The following is an 18,433-nucleotide window of genomic DNA, read 5'->3' as shown; positions in this document are numbered from 1 at the left end:
TAACCAATTTAGTTATTAAAGATTAGTTTTTTCTTTTATATATTCTCTAGCTTTTATTGCATATTCTAATGGGTTTGCTATTGCTGGATCTTGTTCAGCTTCAACTAATAAATATCCTTCATAGTTATTATCGTCAAGTACTTTGAATATTGGTTCAAAGTCTATACATCCGTCTCCAGGAACTGTGAACGCTCCTTTTCTTACTCCTTGTAAGAAACTTAATTTATCTTTCTTAACTTCTTCAACTACATCTTTTCTTATATCTTTTAAGTGAACATGTTTTATTCTATTTACATATTTCTTTAATACTTCTAAAGCATCTTCACCTGAGTAAACTAAGTGACCTGAATCAAATAGTAAGTACACTAAATTTTCGTCTGTTAAATCCATTAATTTATCTATTTCTTCAGTTGTTTGTACCCCAGTACCCATATGATGATGGTAAACAACTTTCATACCTTTTTCCTTTGCTAACTCTCCTAATTTATTTAAACCTTCAGCTAGCTTTTTCCATTCTTCTTCATTGAAAACATACTTTCCATCGAATATTGGTGTTTCCATTTGTCCTTGGATACTATGTCCTTGTTCTGAAACTACGATTACCTTTGCTCCCATAGCATTAAGGAAATCTCTATGTTCTATAAATGCTTTTTCAGTTTCTTCATATGGTTTAGTTGTTAAGAATGAACTAAACCAAGCACTTGCTATTTCCATATCTCTTAACTCTAAAGCTTTTTTAAGAACTTCTACATCTCTTGGATATTTGTTTCCAACTTCTGATCCTTTAAATCCTGCTAAAGCCATCTCACTTACACATTGTTCAAAAGTATTTTCTTTTCCTAAGTCTGGCATGTCATCATTTGTCCATGCTATTGGTGCTATTCCTAATTTTACATTTGAATTAAACATTCTCTCTTCCCCCATTACCTTTTTATTTGTCAGAAAAGCTAACTCCCATTTAGCTTTTCTGACCAAACCTCATTTATACCTTTTAAATTTTTATACCGTTCTAATTTATCATTTTAATATTCTATTTTAACTGGCTTACCTTCTTTTAATGATTTAGTAGCAGCTAGTCCAACTAAAACTGAATATAAACCTTCATTAGCTCCAACTGGAACTTCTGTATTGTTTTCTAAGCAGTTTATAAATTGTTGCATCTCGTTTACATAAGCGTCCATATATCTTTCTAAGAAGAAATATTTTGGTTTTTCTCCAACAATACCATCTACTGAAGCTATTGTAACAGTTGTATCAGAATCATTGTCAGCCATTACATATCCTTTTCCACCAAATACTTCAACACGTTGGTCATATCCATAAGCAGCTTCTCTACTGTTATCTATTACCCCTATGCATCCATTTTCAAATTTTAAAGATATGATTGCTGTATCAACATCTCCAACTTCTCCAATTTCAGGATTTACCATACATGCACCTTGTACATATACTTCTGAAATTCTGCTTCCACTTAAGAATGCAGCCATGTCAAAATCATGAATTGTCATATCTAAGAACATACCACCTGAAACTTTCACGTATTCTATTGGTGGAGCTTGTGGATCTCTTGAAGTAATTTTTATTATATGTGGATTTCCTATTTTACCTTCTTCTATAAGATCTTTTAGTTTAGCAAAGTTATGGTCGAATCTTCTGTTGAAACCAACTTGATATTTTACTCCGGCTTTTTTAACAGCTTCTAAAGTTGCTTCAATTTTAGCAACATCGTAATCTATTGGTTTTTCACAGAATATGTGTTTACCTCTTTCAGCAGCTTCAATTGATATTTTTGAGTGAGTATCTGTTGATGAACATATTATTACTGCATCAATTTCTGGATCATTTAAAATTTCCATATAATCTCCTGTATAATTTGGAATTTTAAACTCCTCAGCAGCTTTTTTAGCTGACTCTTCAAATACGTCTGCTATAGTTTTAACTTGAGCTCCCTTTACCTTTTCTTGAATAGATTGAGCATGGATTCTACCTATTCTTCCTGCTCCAATAACACCAATATTAATCATGACCAAATTCCTCCCTATTATTTAAAACTTAGATTTATTTTTAAAATACTTTAAAGTCAAATAGCTTTAAATATTTTAATATCTTCTTGCGTTCTTTAAATTTTTCTCTTTGTTCTCAAATGCTTTATTTACATCCTCAATCTCTGACTCTCCAGCTATTCCAACATGCCACCATGCATCATAACCATCTGTCATAGTTTTTGGTAATACTTTTATATCTATTAAAGTTGATACTTTTTGCTTTTTAGAATCTTCTAATGCCTCTTTTAATTCTGATAAGGTCTTAACTGTATATGTTTTCAAACCATACCCACTTGCAGATTTAGCAAAATCTATTGGAATTAATCCACCTTCTAATTTGCCCTCTTCATCTCTATATCTAAACTCTGTTGCAAGGCTTCCTATACCATTTGACATCTGTAAGTTGTTTATACATCCAAATCCACAGTTATCAAATAAAAGTATATTTATCTTTTTATGCTCTTGCATAGCTGTTGCTATCTCTGAATGAAGCATTAAGTAGCTTCCATCACCAACCATTGAGTAAACTTCTCTCTCTGGTTCAGCTAACTTAACTCCTAATGTAGCTGCTATTTCATATCCCATACATGAATATCCATATTCCATGTGATATGAATCCCTAGCATCTGTTTCCCACATTCTTTGAAGATCCCCTGGTAAACTTCCAGCAGCTCCAACTACTATGGCATCATCATCTATTGTTTCTCTAATAACCCCTAAAGCAGCTGTTTGAGTTATTAAGCCACCTGTTAATACGCTAAACTCTTCTATGCAACCTTTTCTCTTAGGTTTTATTAAAGCTTCAAAATTTTCATCATATTTAATGCCTGTTAATCTCTTCATTTCTTTTTTCCAAGCTTTTTTAGCCTCTACTATCTCATCTTCATATGATGATTCATAGTTATTAGCTTCTAACATAGCTTGTAACTCTTCTATACAAACTTTTGCATCACCTATTATTTTGTGAGCATCCATTTTTCCACCATGGAATTTTGATACGTTTATTGTTACAAAATCAACATTTGGATTTTTAAACAATGATTTTGATGAAGTCGTGAAGTCTGAGAATCTTGTTCCAACACCAATTACTAAATCAGCATCTTTAGCAATCATATTTGCAGCAAGGTTACCAGTAACCCCTATACCACCTAAATTTAATGGATGACTTGATTTTATAGCACTCTTTCCAGCTTGTGTTTCACATATTGGAATATTAAATTCTTCTGCGAAATCAGCTAAGGCTTCACCAGCTTCTGAGTATCTAACTCCACCACCACAGATTATTATAGGTTTCTTTTTAGTCATTATTACATCTAATGCCTCTTCAAATTCTTCTTGTACAGCTAAAGGTCTTGTTATTCTATGAACTCTCTTTTTAAAGAAATATTCTGGGAAGTCATAAGCCTCTCCTTGAACATCCTGTGGTAATGCTATGCAAACAGCCCCTGTTTCTGCTGAATCAGTTAATACTCTCATAGCATTTATCATTGCTGACATAAGTTGTTCTGGTCTATTTATTCTATCCCAATATTTACATACTGGTTTAAAGGCATCATTTGTTGTTATTCCTAAGTTATAGGATTGTTCTACCTGTTGAAGTACAGGATCTGGTTGTCTTGTAGCAAAGGAATCCCCAGGCAATAATAATAATGGAATATTATTAACTGTAGCCGTTGCAGCCGCTGTAACCATATTGGCAGCTCCTGGCCCTACCGAACTTGAACAAGCTATTATTTTTCTACGATTGTTTTGTTTTGCGAAAGCTGTTGCAACATGAGCCATACCTTGCTCATTTCTTCCATGATAAACTCTTAGATTACCTGGTTCTTCATACAAAGCTTCTCCCAAACCAACTACAATACCATGTCCAAATATAGTGAATATACCATCAACAAATTTTTCTTCTTTGCCATCAAAGGAAACGTATTGATTATCTAAAAATTTTACTAGCGCTTGGCCTGTAGTCATTCTCATAAACTTCTCATCCTTCCTATTTTTCATCTAATAACCAAATATGAGCTGGATCATCAATTCTATCTGTCCAAGGGTTTCCATCTAAATGTCTTATCATCCAACAATAATACATTCTATAACCTGGTGCAGTAGCTTGTGGATGTGTATATCCACCTTCTATAATCGCATATCCACCATCTTTAACTTTATAAGCCTCATCACCTATAAAGCAAGCTCCAAAGCCTTGTGGCTTATCAAATTTATAATAATAAACCTCTGGTTGTGGATGTTCATGTGGAATATAGCTTGACCATCTTCCTGGGTAAGAAACTATTTCTCCGTTAACCATATTAGAATATGGCGCATTACTATAATCAAAGAATGTTTTAATCTTACGAGCTGCTGTTCCATCCCATCTATCTAAAGATGATTCTTGAATTATTACATCTTCTGGTCTATAAAGTTTAGCTAAGAACTCTTTATCATTCTCAGTTTTTTGAATTAATATTTCAGTATCTTCTAAAGCTTCAATCTTAACCTCTACATTTTTGCAAACATGTAGGCAAAAACCTTCTTCTTCAAACACATTCTTTCTACTAGCTTCAACCTCTTTGTTTTCCCAAAGGTATTTTATTTTACCTTCCATAAGAAGTACTGCAACCTCTTTTTTAGGCTCTAAAATTGTTATTTCATCACCTTTTTTAATTTTTATAACTTCTATATCCATTAGCATATCGCTATGTTTACCATCAATTTCTGTTACAATCTTTTTCCCATCTTCTGAAAAACCTATATTTTCTACCATAGTTATGACCTCCCTAGCATCTAGCTACCATTTCTCCATACTCTTCTTTTTCTTTCTTTATGAACTCTTTAATAGCTTCTACTGTTGGCATGTCCTCTGAGCAACTATGACTTGCAACTAACATTGCTGCTGATGCACTTCCAAACTCTAGGGCATCCATCATATCCCATCCTTCTAGTACTCCATATATGAATGCTGATGCGTAAGCATCTCCACCACCAAAGGATTTTAAAAGTTTTACTGGGAAAGGTTTTATTTTATATGATTTTCCGTCTCCAGTATAAGCTGTAGAGCCTTCTTTACCATGTTTAATTACTACAATTTTATTACCATAGTTTAACCATCTTTTTGCTGTCTCTTCATCAGTGCTATCTTTAGTTATTAAACCTTCCATTAGATCAAACTCTTCTCTTGATCCCATTATGATATCACTTTCTTTTCCTACTATTGAATAATAAATTGCAATCTCATCTTTATTTTTCCAGTTATATTCTCTATAATCTACATCGAATATAACCACTGTTCCATTCTTTTTAGCAAGTCTTAATGCCTTTAATGAAGCTTCTCTTGAAGGACTCATTGCTAAGGCTGTTCCTGAAATAACTATTGCCTTTGTATTCTTTATATAGTCCTCGTCTATCTCATCTACATCTAACTGTAAATCAGCTATGCCATTTCTATACATTAAGATACTACTTTCTGTAGGACTTAATATTTCTGTAAATGTTAATCCTAAAGATTCACCATTTTTTGCTTTACTTATTTCAGATACATCTATTCCTTCCTTTTTGAAGTAATTTACTACGAACTCTCCAAATCTATCATCTGAAACTTTTCCTATAAACCCAACTTTTTTTCCTAACCTAGCAAGTCCAACTGCTATATTTGCAGGGGAACCACCTAGGTATTTATTAAAATTCCTACTTTCTGATAATGGTTTATGAATATCTGTAGGATTGAAATCTATTGCTACCCTTCCTATTGGAACAATATCAAACTTTCTATTCTCATCAAATTCTATATATCTCATACTAACCCATCTCCTAAGCCTTATTTACACTCTCAAAAATATCCATATGCTTCTTTACATTCTCATAAGCTCCCTGAACCTCTGTAGCTTGAAGTGTGAAGTAATCTTTCTTCTCATTATCTGCATATAATCCCCTTACAGCCTCTTCAACAGAATTGAAGGTTGCAGTCGCAATGTTTATTTTTCTTATACCTTTATTTTTACACTCTTTAAAGCCCTCTGGTGTTATTCCTGATCCACCATGTAGAACTAGTGGTGTTTCTATGTTTTCTCTCAATTCTTCTAATACATCAAATCTAAGTTTTGGAGTACCTTTATACACTCCATGAGCATTTCCTATTGCTACTGCTAAAGCATCAACCCTAGTTTCTTGAACAAATCTCTTAGCGTCTTTTAAGTTGGTTACTTTCATCTCTATATTTTCACTTCCATCCTCACTTCCGCCAACTTGTCCAATTTCAGCCTCTACAGCAGCACTATATTTATCAGCTAATTCTTTTACCCTCTTAGTTATTTTAACGTTTTCATCAAAGCTTAAATGAGACCCATCTATCATCACTGATGTAAATCCAATCTCTAAAGCCTTTTCTATATTTTCTAAGGTTAAGCCATGATCGAAATGAACCGCCACAGGAACCTTAGCATTCTTTGCAGCACTTACCATTAAAGGTCCGATTAATTCTAACGGGGAGTTAGTTAATCTAACCTCTGCAATCTGAAGAATCATCGGGGAATGCATTTCTTCAGCTGCCTTTAAAGCACCCATAACCATTTCCATATTTGATATACTGAAGCTTCCAACTGCATAGTTCTTTTCTTTTGCTGCCTTTAAAAGCTCAGTCATTTTTACTAATGCCATTTTTTATTACCTCCAAAGATTATTGTAGATTTTTATTACATCTTCAATTTCAATAATCTTACGAGTATTGCTTGGGCTTCCACTTTCCATAGCATCAGCCGCCATTTTTTCTATATTATCAAAGAACTTAGTTTTATCTACTCCAAACTCTTCTAAAGTTGGTATTTCTAATTTAACCATTAATTTAACTATTTCTTCTATAAATAATCTTGAAGCTTCTTCATCACTAGTATTATCAGTTGCCACATTTATTTCTCTAGCTAACTGAGCGAATTTATCATAAGCTCCATCAACTACATATGTGAAACAAGCTTCTAAAAGCATTGCATTTGATAATCCATGTGGTACATGAAATAAAGCACCTATTGGTCTACTCATTCCATGAACTATTGTAACTGAAGAGTTATTGAATGCTATACCAGCTTCTAAAGCTGCTATTGACATTTCTTCTCTTGCTCTTAAATCTTTCGGAGTATCAAAAGCTATAGGCAAATATTTAAATATTCTTTTAACCGCTGAAACTGCAAAACCATCTGAAAGTGGTTGAGCTTTTCTAGAAGTATAAGCTTCTATTGCATGTGTTAAGGCATCTAATCCTGTAGCCGCTGTTATTTTAGCTGGTGCTGTCATTGTAAATCTAGGATCTACTATAGCCAATGTTGGTAATAAGTTAGCACCTTTTAAAAGCATCTTAACATCATTTTTTGTATCAGTTATTATTGTAAACTGTGTTGCCTCTGAACCAGTACCAGCTGTAGTTGGTATTACTGCAAATGGTGGAAGTTCTTTTTCTATCTCTCTACCCATGTAATCTGCTATGTTTCCTTCATTAGTTATCATAGCACCTATAGCCTTAGTAGAATCTATTGGACTTCCTCCACCTAACCCAATTAGGAAATCACAATTATTTTCCTTATAAAGCTTTACCCCTTTTTCTATCATAACATCTGTCGGTTCGCTGTTTATTTCATTATACAAAACATGCTCAATATTCTCACTATCTAGGATATCGGTTAAAACCTTTACATTACCTAGATCAGTCATTACTTTATCAGTAACAATTAATACCCTTTTACCAAAACTCTTTAAGTAAGATTTACTTTCTTTTAAAGCATCCTCACCTGATAGAATACGCTTTGGCATAATAAATTGGTTTGCCATATAATCACCTCTCATGAGTTAACGTTTTCTTTATGTTTACTATTTGTTTTCCTTATGTCTCAATAATATCAACTTAACCACTACATGTCAATAACCTTTTCACAACTTTACCATAAATATAATCAATTTTTATAAAAAATATAACCAAAAGTTACTCATTTATTTTCGAAAATACCCTTCCTTTTATTTTAAAATTCGTTTATAATAAAAACAAAAAGCCTATGAAAGGAGATGAACACTTGTTGTAGTAGGTCTCATGACAATAACTTGCTGTATTAAATCCAGATTATACACATAATATTTTGAGTTAAATTTAGTTTATATAGATTACTTTCTTGGGGTTTTTATTGGTTAATCATAAAATTAAAGTGATACCTTTAGTATAAACTCTCTATATTATAAAAGGTTACAAACATAACAATTAATTATCTATATTTATATTGTTGATAGTAGATTGCGAGCAACAAGGAAAGATATGCGTTCAAAAAGAATAGATCTAGTAGAGAATTACATTATTAACCACAAAACCGTATCGCTTGACAAACTATGTGAAGTATTCGATGTATCAAAAAATACTATAAGAAGGGACTTAAGTGTTCTAGTTGAAAAAGGAACCATAAAAAAAGTCTATGGTGGAGTAACTGTTAATGAAAACCAAGAATTAGTATCTTTTGAAGAAAGAAATATTAAAAATAGTAATGCAAAGTTAGCTATAGGTAAAGCGGCTGCTGAATTTATTGAAGATGGAGATAGTATCTTCTTAGATTCTGGTACAACTACAGTTAATATAATTGACTTCTTGAAAGATAAAAAAGATATAACAATTTTCACAAATAACGTTACTGCTATATGTAAAGCTGTGCATTATAATAACTTAAACATAATTTGTTTATCAGGTATCCTTAATAGAAAAACTCAATCATTTACAGGCCTACATAGCACAGATATATTAAAAACTTATAATATAAATAAGTGCTTTATGGCTTGTACCGGTATCTCTTTAAAAAGAGGAGTTACAAATTCTACAAAAGAAGAATTTAAAATAAAGAAAATTGCTATAGCTAGAAGTGCTGAATGTTTTCTTCTAGCAGATCAATCAAAATTTGATCACGTTTCTTTAATGACATTCTGTGAGATTAATGATTTAGATTGCATAATAACTGATTCAGAACCTAATGATACCTATGTGAAATATTTTAATGATAATAATGTAAACCTAAAAATCTGCGAAAAATTAATTTATTAAAAGAAAAATAGAGGTACAATAATGTACCCCTATTTTTTTTATGTGCTTATAGATTATCTAAAAGTATAATTTTCCATAACTTTTTTGCTACTATTTAGCTATAGTCTACTAAGTTTAATCGATTAATATTAGATAATAAAATCTACTATTTTTCATTTAATACTAACTTTTAGATTTAGGAGGTGCTAATTAAAGCACCTCAATATTTAAAAATCTTATTTCTAAAATTTATTACCTTCTCCCCATTATCGAAGAAGATAGATTTTTGTAAATCGCTAAATTTTAGACTTAAGATTTGTAGCACAAATCTATTATTAAATTGTGTAGTTTCTAAATTTTTATTCATTAAATAATTTGCTATTTAAAAATTTAAAAACTTCTATATTACTTATCATATTCATAATGGTCAATATTGTTCAAAGTAACTACATCAAATTTTTCTCCATTCCAGTTAACCTCATTATAACTAACTTGGTGAAATATAGGATAATCTACTATCTTACTTTCTTCAAATTCATTTTTAAAATATCCTATTAAGTATCTAACACACATTCCATGAGTTACTATTAAGATATCCTTATCCTCATTACTTTTAATTATATCATCTACAGTTTTAAACAATCTTTCTGTAAATTCCTTTATATTTTCTCCTTCGAAACTCTTATAAGAGAAAGGTTTATTAAATAGGTTGTCTAATTCTTTAACATATTCCTCATAGCTTTTTATTTCTTCAGTAGTCATTCCTTCCCACTTACCAAAGCTAATTTCTTTTAATCCTTCAACCTCTTCAACTTCAATATCCTTATTTCCTTTTATTAAGTGAGCTGTTCTCTTAGCTCTTTTTATAGGACTTGTAAATATCTTATCTATTTTAACATCCTCTAATCTTTTTCCTAATAACTCTGCCCTCTTAACTCCTGCTTCTGTAAGTTCAGAATCTTTCCATCCTTGAAATCTATGTTCAAGATTCCATAAAGTCTCTCCATGTCTAGTAAAATATATCTTCATACTACAAATTATGCTCCCTTCCATCTATTTATCTATCTATAAGCTTTAGTGTTTCCTCTTCACTTAAAGGCTTTGAAAAATAATATCCCTGTATTTTATCAATTTGTATATCTTTAAGTATATCTAATTCCTCTTTACACTCAACGCCCTCCGCCATAGTTTGCATACCTAATTTAGTTCCTATATCTTTTATTATCTTTACAACAACTTGCTTCTTATTATTTTTATGTATATCTGTTATAAAGGCTTTATCTATTTTAATAGCATTTATAGGCATATGTATTAAATAAGATAATGATGAAAATCCAGTACCAAAATCATCTAGATTTATCGCTATTCCTAATACATTGTTTATATAATTTATTTTTTCTAAATTCTGTTTAGTATTTTTGAAAAATGCAGTTTCCGTTATTTCTATACATATATATTTATTACAAACTTTAGTTTCCTCTAATAATCTTTCTAAATCATCTATAAAATCATTCTCTATGATTTGAAGTGCAGATATATTTATAGATACAACTAATTTATTCTTTCTATTTCTATTTATCTTTTTTGCAAATAAAAAGGCTTCTTTCATTATATAATTATTGAATTTATTTAAATATTCACTATGTTCTATAATTTCTATTATCTTATCAGTTGGAATTTTATCATATTTAGGTGTATTCCATCTAGTTAGAGCTTCAAATCCAGTTAATTTCTTATCTATAGTATACTGTGGTTGATAAAAAAGGACTATTTCTTTTTCTTCTATTGCCTTTAATATATCTCTTTTAACATTTAATATAAGATTAAACTTTTTGTTTAATTCTTCTGAATAAAAAATATATGAACTTCTGTTTTTACGTTTAGCTTCTACCAAGGTTAAATCTACTTTTTTTAATAACATGTCCAAACTATTTTCTTGAAGATTATCAATTAATATTCCAGTACTAACTGATATTATTTCTTCTGAATCACGCTCATATTTCTTAAGTTCTATCTTAAAATCATCTATTTTTTCTGCTAATTTTTCCTTATCAATTAAATCATTAAAAACAATTATAAATTCATCTCCAGCTATCCTTGCTATGAATTGATTTTTAAAACATTTTTTTAAATTATTTGAGAATTCAATGAGCAATTGATTTCCGCGAGTATGCCCAACACTATCATTTATTAATTTAAAATTATCTATATCCATTAAGAAAATTCCAATTTCCTCTATTCCATCCTCTCTTAATTGATTTAAATAACTTGTTAAGAATCTTCTATTTTTTAATTTAGTTAAAGGATCTATTTCTGTTAGCCTTTTTATTTCTTCTAATTTTTTTATCTTTTCAGTTATATTCATATATATACATAATAATAATTCAACTATCCCATTTTTATTTTTTAAAGGAATTTTATATACTTCAAAAATATATCTTTGCCCATTATAATAGTATACATTATTAAATGTTAATATTGTCCTTCTCTGTATAACTAATTTATCTTCCTCTGTAACTCTCTTTAACTCTTTTTCATTAAGCAAATCATTATTATCAACATTCATAATAATCTTAAATTCTATATGTTCGTCATTAAGAGCCTTATTATTTGATTTTAAAACAGTTCCATCTAAATCCTTTAAAAAAAATTGAAATGGGAATTCATTCATTATTGAATTAAAATCTATATCCTTCTTATATACATATTTCAATACTTTTTCTTTTGCCTTATATTCAATAAAATCAATAATTAATAAATCTCGACTAAAGCTATCACTATACTCAAAAGCATAATATTCTATTCCCAACTCTTCAATAACACTCTTATTCAAAGTAGTAATAAGAAAAATTTTATCTTTTTTTCTTAGATTTTTTAGTATATCATAATCATTACATTGCAATATAAGTACATCAAAATCTAAATCTACTAATTCTTTTACTCTTTCTATTTGCAAATGTTTATAGTTAACTTTATCTACTAAATCTAATAATTCATTATATATATTATCATCTAAATACGCTTTTATCTTCAATTTATATAAATTGCTCATCTTTTCTATCTACCATTAAACTATTAAAGCATTGTCTGATTAGTTTTAAATTACTATTATTAAATGCTAAAGTATAAAATAGTATTTCCTCCCATTTTTTTCTTACGAAATAAATTATATACCTTTTTTTTGCTTAAGAGTATTCACATATAAATTTTTTTATTTATATTGTTATATTAACTTAATGATTATTTTGAAGTAGAATATTAAGAATTTCAAATTTAATCTGTGTAAATACTTAAAAATAACCCTATATCTAAAGTAAATAATAATTTATATAAGAAAAGAGATACCTAAAAAGGTATCTCTTTTAAATAAGGAAGTAATTAAATCCTTTAATTTATAAAGCGTGTAATTTTTATATATTATTTTTGGAAATATCTGTTTAATAATCCAGCGAAAGCTTTTCCATGTCTAGCTTCATCTTTACACATTTCGTGAACTGTGTCGTGGATTGCATCTAAGTTTAATTGTTTAGCTAAAGTAGCTAAGTCTTTTTTACCTTGGCAAGCTCCGTGCTCTGCATTTACTCTTGCTTGTAAGTTAGCTTTTGTATCAGCTTCTACAACTTCTCCTAACATTTCCGCGAATTTAGCAGCGTGCTCTGCTTCTTCGAAAGCTATTCTCTTATAAGCTTCTGCAACTTCTGGGAATCCTTCTCTATCAGCTTGTCTTGACATTGCTAGGTACATTCCTACTTCTGTACATTCTCCCATGAAGTTAGCTTGTAATCCTTCGATTATTCTTTCATCTACACCTTTAGCAACTCCGATTCTGTGCTCGTCAGCGAATGCTAAATCTTCTCCTTGCTCTATGAACTTGTCAGCTCCAACTCCACATACTGGGCATTTTTCTGGTGCTTTTTCTCCTTCATAAACATATCCACATACTGTACAAACAAATTTTTTCATAATATTAGTCCTCCTACAAACAAACATTTATTTAATTTCAATTTATAATCATAATTTAAAAGTCTTTATTATTAAGTCATTTCTTGTTGATGTTTTTTCTTCATCAACCCTATGACATTATTATATAATAATAATTATTATTTAGCAATAGTTATTTTCAGTTTTTAAAAAAAATTTTTAAAGAAACTTTTAAGACTTAAATTTCTAAAGTTTAATACATAAAATATTCTTACTTAATCACATCAATTATATACTCTTATTAGAGATATTATATTTATCATAACTTAAAATTATATTATAATTTTTATTATATTGTTTTATACATATATTGTCACTACATTTTATTTTTAAAATAAAAAAGGTTCTATATAATTTTAATTATATAGAACCTTCTTATAAGTAATCACAATATGTGGTTATGACCTAACATTCAAACTAAATTTTCCCATTTTTAATATAGTTTTATCACAAAATTATCTTTTTTTCTAGTCTTTATCCCTTTAATTCTTTCTAGTTCATAAATTTATAATATTTTACTATCTTAAACCTATATTTGTCTAGTATAATCTTTCATAAAAAAATAAAGTTAGAAGCTTAAAAAGCTTCTAACTTATTATATAAAAATATTATTTACACTCTAATAATGCTAATGCTACTGCTCCAACGACACCTGCATCAGTTCCTAAACCAGCAGGAACTATTTTACAATGTTCAGACATAGATTTAAAGCATCTTTCATTAACAACTTCTTGAACTATTTCAAAAACTATCTCTCCAGCTTTTGAAACTCCTCCACCTATAACAACCATATCTGGGTCGAAAGTTGCTATTGCATTTGCAACACCAATTCCTAAATAATTTAAAGCTTCATCTATGATTGACTTTGCAACTTTATCGCCTTTAGCAGCTTCAACGAATACTTCATATGAAGTTACGTTGTCATAGTCTTTTAAGCTTGTTTCTACGTTTGTAGCAACAGCTTCTCTTCCTCTTTTACCAATAGCTGTTCCTGATGATACAGCCTCTAAACATCCCATGTTACCACAGTTACATCTTACTGTTCCTGGTGCAACAGTTGCATGGCCAATTTCTAAAGCATTTGAAGTACTTCCTCTGTATATTTTACCGTTAAGGATTGCTCCTCCACCTACACCAGTACTTACAGTGATATAAATCATGTTTTCAGTACCTTTACCAGCACCTAACATAAATTCACCAATAGCAGCTACGTTAGCATCGTTATCTAAGTAAACAGGTATGTTAAACTTAGCTTTTAATGGTGCAACTAAGTTGAAGTTCTTGAAAGGTAAGTTTGGAGTTGTTATTATTATACCAGTTCTAGCATCTAGTGGTCCTGGTGATCCAATCCCTATAGCTTCTACTTCATCAATAGTTACCTTTCCTTCACATATTACAGTTTCAACACAACCTATTATTCTATCTAAAACTGCTTGCTCTCCTTCATGAGCATTAGTTGGAGTTGTATGTTGAGCTATAACATTTCCTTCTAGATCAGCAAGAGCACAGCTTATTTTTGTTCCTCCTAGATCTATTCCAACAACGTAATTCTTCATTTAAAAAATCCTCCCCCATGTTTCTTATGGATTAATTCAACTATAAGTGCTTCTTACAAGTTGCCCTTTAGAATTCACTTTGTTAAATTATTATATGACAACTTAAATTATAGCTTATTAATAATTAATTATTTAACACAAAGTACATTATAACACAAATGTACGTACCTTTACACAGTTAAAGTTATACCCTTTTTAAATTATATACTTTTACAATTATTTATATAAAAAATACTATTAAAAGTTAGTCATTTTAGCCTATTTTTTTAGCATTTATATAGTAAATTCCTTGATTATCATACCCTTGGTTTTTTATGTTAAAATTGTTATCTTCAAGCATAGAACAAATAATACCTATATTATCATCATCTAATGATTCCATATAAATCATAAATCTATCACATACACCAACAATGTTTATATAATCAAAGATATTACTGTAATCACTTAAACCTATTTTACCCTTTATATCCATTCTATAATTACACATGAATTGCACCTCATTTAAGATATTATCTCTAAATATATAATTAGATATGTAAATATAAAAATCCTTTTATTTCTATTAAAAATCTAAAAATTTTATAATTGTTTTTAATAATTTAAATTAATTTGCTTTAAATTAAGGTAATTTTTAGAAATAAATAATTTAAGTTAAAGTAAATTCATATTACTAAATAATAATTTTTAATTTTTTTAATTATGGCCATAAATAAAATATTTCTAAAAGATTTATATTCCACTATCTAAAGTTTTATTCCTTCTTTTTTATAAATACTATTTTCTTTAATTTTTGAACTTTATCCAAAATTTCTAAAATAATACCTTGAACATTATTAATTTAACCACATTATTTTCCTAGTATACATAAAAAGTACCATCTTTTTAAAATTTAAGATGATACTTTTAAAAATTTCTATATTTTTATTATTTAAGCTTCCTTAGCTTCTTTAATCTTTCTAGCAACTTCTATTATTTTCTCTGTTTCATTACTTGGAACCTCTTCATATTTTTCAAAAGTCATACTAAAACTTCCTCTAGCTTGAGTCATTGAACGTAAATCAGTAGCATATTTAAACATCTCTGATAAAGGAATCTCAGCTATAACCCTTTGATTCTTTCCATCTGGTTCCATTCCAATTACTCTACCTCTCTTTTTATTTATATCACCAATTATATCTCCCATATATTCATCAGGAATAACTATTTCTGCTCTCATAATAGGCTCTAATATTACAGGTTTTGCACCCTCTATACCTTTCTTATATGCTAAAGATGCAGCGACCTTAAATGCCATTTCTGAGGAATCTACAGGATGATATGAACCATCATATAAAGTAGCCTTAATTCCAATCACAGGGTATCCTGCTAAAACACCTTTCTTTAAACAATCTCTTAATCCTTTTTCAACTGCTGGTATATAGTTTCTAGGTACAACTCCACCAACAACCTTATCTACAAACTCTAAATCACTTTCTCCATCTCTTCTTGGCTCAAATTTGATCTTTACATCACCATATTGTCCATGACCACCAGATTGCTTTTTGTGCTTTCCTTGTACATCAGAATTGCCCTTAATAGTTTCTCTATAAGGAATTTTAGGTTCTTGAAGTATTACATCAATACCAAATTTACTCTTTAATTTGCTCGCTAAAACCTCAATATGAGTTTCACCAATACCAGATACTAAAGTCTCTGCATTTTCTTTGTCTCTAGAAATCTTAAATGTTGGATCTTCATCTAAAAGCTTAGCAAGACCTTGAGATATTTTTTCCTCATCACCTTTACTCTTTGGCAATACTGCCATAGTCATAACCGGCTCTGGAAAGTCAAATCTTTCATATGAAACCTTAAAATTACTTTCACAAAGGGTATCCCCTGTAACAGTATATTGAAGCTTTGTAACAGCCCCTATATCTCCTGCGCTAATTTTCTTTGTTTGCATTTGGTTTTTACCTCTTAAGAAGCATAAAGCACCAATTTTTTCTGATTTATCATTTTTAGAATTTATAATAATTTTATCATTAGTAAGCTCACCTGTTTGAACCTTAAACATAGAGAGTTTACCTACAAATGGATCTGCGATTGTTTTAAACACAAATGCAGAGAATGGCATTTCATTACTTGCCTTAATAGCTATTTCCTCATCATTACTATCTGTAGCAATTTTAGCCTTACTTTTATTTGGTGATGGAAAATATTCTTTAATTGAAGATAAAAGACTTTGCATACCAACAATTGATGCTGAACTTCCACACATAACTGGTGCTATATCTCCACTTTCAAAACCAATAGAGAAACCTTTATATATTTCATCAACTGTAAGTTCTCCATCAGATAAATATTTATCAAGTAATTCCTCATCAGTCTCTGCTACAGCTTCTATTAAATAAGTTCTATATTCTTCAACTTTATCTTTAATACTTTCTGGAATTTCTATTTTATTTATTGTTCCTGTATTAGCTTCATATTGAAAAGCTTCTTCAGTTATTAGGTTAACAATACCTTTAAAATTCTTCTCTGTTCCTATTGGATAATGAGTAGGTATTGCTCCACTTCCAAATGTATTTCTTATGTTTTCTAAAGTTTTATCAAAATTTGAATTTTCTCTATCTAATTTATTTATAAAAAATGCTCTTGGTAAATTTTCTTTTTTACAACATTCCCATGCTTTTTCTGTTCCAACCTGTACTCCAGTAACTCCACAAACAGTTATAATAGCTGAATCAGCAGCCTTAATTCCCTCTATTTGCTCTCCAACAAAATCAAAATAACCTGGAGTATCTAATAAGTTAATCTTAATTCCATTCCACTCAAAAGGAACAACAGATAATGATAATGATATTTTTCTTTTCTTTTCTTCTTGATCATAATCACTTACTGTATTGCAATCTTCACAAGTTCCTAATCTATCAGTAGTTTTTGTATAGTAAAGTAATGCTTCTGTTAATGCAGTTTTACCTGAATCACTATGTCCTATAATCCCTACATTTCTTAAATTCTCAATCTTATACTCTTTCATAAAACTCTGCTACACCATTGATATTGTTTACATAACAATATATAAGTAGCACCCACCACCTTTCTAGAAAAAATTAGTATTAGTAATCTGTTTAAAGTATGCATTAAATTCATATTTAATAACTTAATTTATATTAAATTCCCTTATGCATTAACTTAAATAAATAAGACCTTATATTAAATAGACTTCTTGATTCTATTTAACCCCAGTCAAGTTATCAAAAACAATAGAACCTATTTGAGGCTTTATTCCTATAGCTCTATATTTAAGATAAATTTAAAATCACTTTATACTCATTTGCTTTCTACCAGTGTCTTTAAATCTAGTCTAAAAATTTATTTTTATAACAATTTAAATTTGAATAAGCAGCTTATATAACTAAATATATTCTGCTGAACTAAAAATTATTATATTTATTATTTAGTACTTTTGTATAATAAGATTAAGCATTTTAACTTTTCTAAATTCACCTATACTTTTTATATAATATAATTCTTATCTTCTTATAATTTTTATCTGATTAAAATTAATAATTAGCTTAAAAATATAAGTTAAAAATTTTTTATTTTATTTAAGCTAAAATAAATTGAAATATTTTATTTTATATTTTTTTAATTCAACAAAAATTTAAAAATCCCTTTTAAAACAATAAAAAGAGTTATTAAAAAAGACAATGCTATCTTCTTTAATAACTCTTTTTAGACAAAAAAAATGGCTCCTCGGAGAGGACTCGAACCTCCAACCTATCGGTTAACAGCCGAGTGCTCCACCATTGAGCTACCGAGGAACATTTTGG

General features: G+C 29.4%; 14 protein-coding genes and 1 tRNA gene. 1 reads left to right on the top strand and 14 read right to left on the bottom strand.

Features of this window, described 5'->3' with window-relative positions:
* Positions 1–15 precede the first annotated feature (15 nt).
* The 7 genes from iolE to OIF33_RS15515 form a co-directional block, all read right to left on the bottom strand.
* Entirely contained in the window at positions 16–909 is an 894-nt protein-coding gene (gene iolE, locus OIF33_RS15545) for a myo-inosose-2 dehydratase (RefSeq protein ID WP_322505145.1), read from the bottom strand.
* A gap of 113 nt (positions 910–1,022) precedes the next feature.
* A complete protein-coding gene (iolG, locus tag OIF33_RS15540; RefSeq protein WP_322505144.1) occupies positions 1,023–2,024 on the bottom strand; it encodes an inositol 2-dehydrogenase in 1,002 nt (333 codons plus the stop codon).
* A 75-nt stretch (positions 2,025–2,099) separates the two neighbouring features.
* A complete protein-coding gene (gene iolD, locus OIF33_RS15535; RefSeq protein ID WP_322505143.1) occupies positions 2,100–4,019 on the bottom strand; it encodes a 3D-(3,5/4)-trihydroxycyclohexane-1,2-dione acylhydrolase (decyclizing) in 1,920 nt (639 codons plus the stop codon).
* A 16-nt stretch (positions 4,020–4,035) separates the two neighbouring features.
* Positions 4,036–4,803 (bottom strand): 5-deoxy-glucuronate isomerase, encoded by a 768-nt coding sequence (locus tag OIF33_RS15530; protein ID WP_322505142.1) that lies wholly within the window; start codon positions 4,801–4,803, stop codon positions 4,036–4,038.
* 13 nt (positions 4,804–4,816) lie between these two features.
* The gene (gene iolC / locus OIF33_RS15525) at positions 4,817–5,833 is read right to left on the bottom strand and encodes a 5-dehydro-2-deoxygluconokinase (RefSeq protein ID WP_322505141.1); all 1,017 of its coding nucleotides are present in this window, start codon (positions 5,831–5,833) and stop codon (positions 4,817–4,819) included.
* 13 nt (positions 5,834–5,846) lie between these two features.
* Positions 5,847–6,692: a class II fructose-bisphosphate aldolase gene (locus tag OIF33_RS15520; RefSeq protein ID WP_322505140.1), complete on the bottom strand. Its 846-nt coding sequence runs from the start codon at positions 6,690–6,692 to the stop codon at positions 5,847–5,849.
* Between the two features lie 6 nt (positions 6,693–6,698).
* Complete coding sequence (locus tag OIF33_RS15515) at positions 6,699–7,853, bottom strand: iron-containing alcohol dehydrogenase (RefSeq protein WP_322505139.1); 1,155 nt, start codon at positions 7,851–7,853, stop codon at positions 6,699–6,701.
* Positions 7,854–8,328: 475 nt separating this feature from the next.
* Between OIF33_RS15515 and OIF33_RS15510 the strand changes: the two genes are divergently transcribed.
* A complete protein-coding gene (locus OIF33_RS15510) occupies positions 8,329–9,099 on the top strand; it encodes a DeoR/GlpR family DNA-binding transcription regulator (RefSeq protein WP_322505138.1) in 771 nt (256 codons plus the stop codon).
* Positions 9,100–9,483: 384 nt separating this feature from the next.
* Here the strand turns inward: OIF33_RS15510 and OIF33_RS15505 are convergent, their stop codons facing one another.
* From OIF33_RS15505 to OIF33_RS15475, 7 genes are all read right to left on the bottom strand, one after another.
* On the bottom strand, positions 9,484–10,107 hold the full coding sequence (locus OIF33_RS15505) for a histidine phosphatase family protein (RefSeq protein WP_322505137.1): 624 nt from the start codon (positions 10,105–10,107) through the stop codon (positions 9,484–9,486).
* Positions 10,108–10,135: 28 nt separating this feature from the next.
* Complete coding sequence (locus OIF33_RS15500; protein WP_322505136.1) at positions 10,136–12,130, bottom strand: EAL domain-containing protein; 1,995 nt, start codon at positions 12,128–12,130, stop codon at positions 10,136–10,138.
* 365 nt (positions 12,131–12,495) lie between these two features.
* Positions 12,496–13,041, bottom strand: coding sequence for an NADH peroxidase (locus OIF33_RS15495; RefSeq protein WP_322505135.1), 546 nt, complete (start codon positions 13,039–13,041; stop codon positions 12,496–12,498).
* A 626-nt stretch (positions 13,042–13,667) separates the two neighbouring features.
* Entirely contained in the window at positions 13,668–14,615 is a 948-nt protein-coding gene (locus tag OIF33_RS15490; protein WP_322505134.1) for an ROK family protein, read from the bottom strand.
* Between the two features lie 253 nt (positions 14,616–14,868).
* Positions 14,869–15,105 (bottom strand): hypothetical protein, encoded by a 237-nt coding sequence (locus tag OIF33_RS15485; RefSeq protein ID WP_322505133.1) that lies wholly within the window; start codon positions 15,103–15,105, stop codon positions 14,869–14,871.
* Between the two features lie 441 nt (positions 15,106–15,546).
* Positions 15,547–17,637 carry an elongation factor G gene (fusA, locus tag OIF33_RS15480; protein WP_322505132.1) on the bottom strand — a complete coding sequence of 697 codons (2,091 nt, stop codon included), beginning with the start codon at positions 17,635–17,637 and terminating at the stop codon, positions 15,547–15,549.
* 712 nt (positions 17,638–18,349) lie between these two features.
* Positions 18,350–18,424, bottom strand: a tRNA-Asn gene (locus tag OIF33_RS15475).
* Positions 18,425–18,433: the final 9 nt, after the last annotated feature.

It is taken from the genome of Clostridium sp. LIBA-8841 (assembly GCF_034439435.1).
In the GTDB taxonomy this organism is placed as follows: Bacteria; Bacillota; Clostridia; order Clostridiales; family Clostridiaceae; genus Sarcina.
The sequence above is the reverse complement of the archived record's forward strand: the minus strand, read 5'-3'. Positions and strand labels throughout refer to the sequence as shown.

Coding starts and splice junctions, on each gene's coding strand:
- iolE (WP_322505145.1), bottom strand. CDS start 909: ATGTTTAATTCAAATGTAAAATTAGGAATAGCACCAATAGCATGGACA.
- iolG (WP_322505144.1), bottom strand. CDS start 2,024: ATGATTAATATTGGTGTTATTGGAGCAGGAAGAATAGGTAGAATCCAT.
- iolD (WP_322505143.1), bottom strand. CDS start 4,019: ATGAGAATGACTACAGGCCAAGCGCTAGTAAAATTTTTAGATAATCAA.
- OIF33_RS15530 (WP_322505142.1), bottom strand. CDS start 4,803: ATGGTAGAAAATATAGGTTTTTCAGAAGATGGGAAAAAGATTGTAACA.
- iolC (WP_322505141.1), bottom strand. CDS start 5,833: ATGAGATATATAGAATTTGATGAGAATAGAAAGTTTGATATTGTTCCA.
- OIF33_RS15520 (WP_322505140.1), bottom strand. CDS start 6,692: ATGGCATTAGTAAAAATGACTGAGCTTTTAAAGGCAGCAAAAGAAAAG.
- OIF33_RS15515 (WP_322505139.1), bottom strand. CDS start 7,853: ATGGCAAACCAATTTATTATGCCAAAGCGTATTCTATCAGGTGAGGAT.
- OIF33_RS15510 (WP_322505138.1), top strand. CDS start 8,329: ATGCGTTCAAAAAGAATAGATCTAGTAGAGAATTACATTATTAACCAC.
- OIF33_RS15505 (WP_322505137.1), bottom strand. CDS start 10,107: ATGAAGATATATTTTACTAGACATGGAGAGACTTTATGGAATCTTGAA.
- OIF33_RS15500 (WP_322505136.1), bottom strand. CDS start 12,130: ATGAGCAATTTATATAAATTGAAGATAAAAGCGTATTTAGATGATAAT.
- OIF33_RS15495 (WP_322505135.1), bottom strand. CDS start 13,041: ATGAAAAAATTTGTTTGTACAGTATGTGGATATGTTTATGAAGGAGAA.
- OIF33_RS15490 (WP_322505134.1), bottom strand. CDS start 14,615: ATGAAGAATTACGTTGTTGGAATAGATCTAGGAGGAACAAAAATAAGC.
- OIF33_RS15485 (WP_322505133.1), bottom strand. CDS start 15,105: ATGTGTAATTATAGAATGGATATAAAGGGTAAAATAGGTTTAAGTGAT.
- fusA (WP_322505132.1), bottom strand. CDS start 17,637: ATGAAAGAGTATAAGATTGAGAATTTAAGAAATGTAGGGATTATAGGA.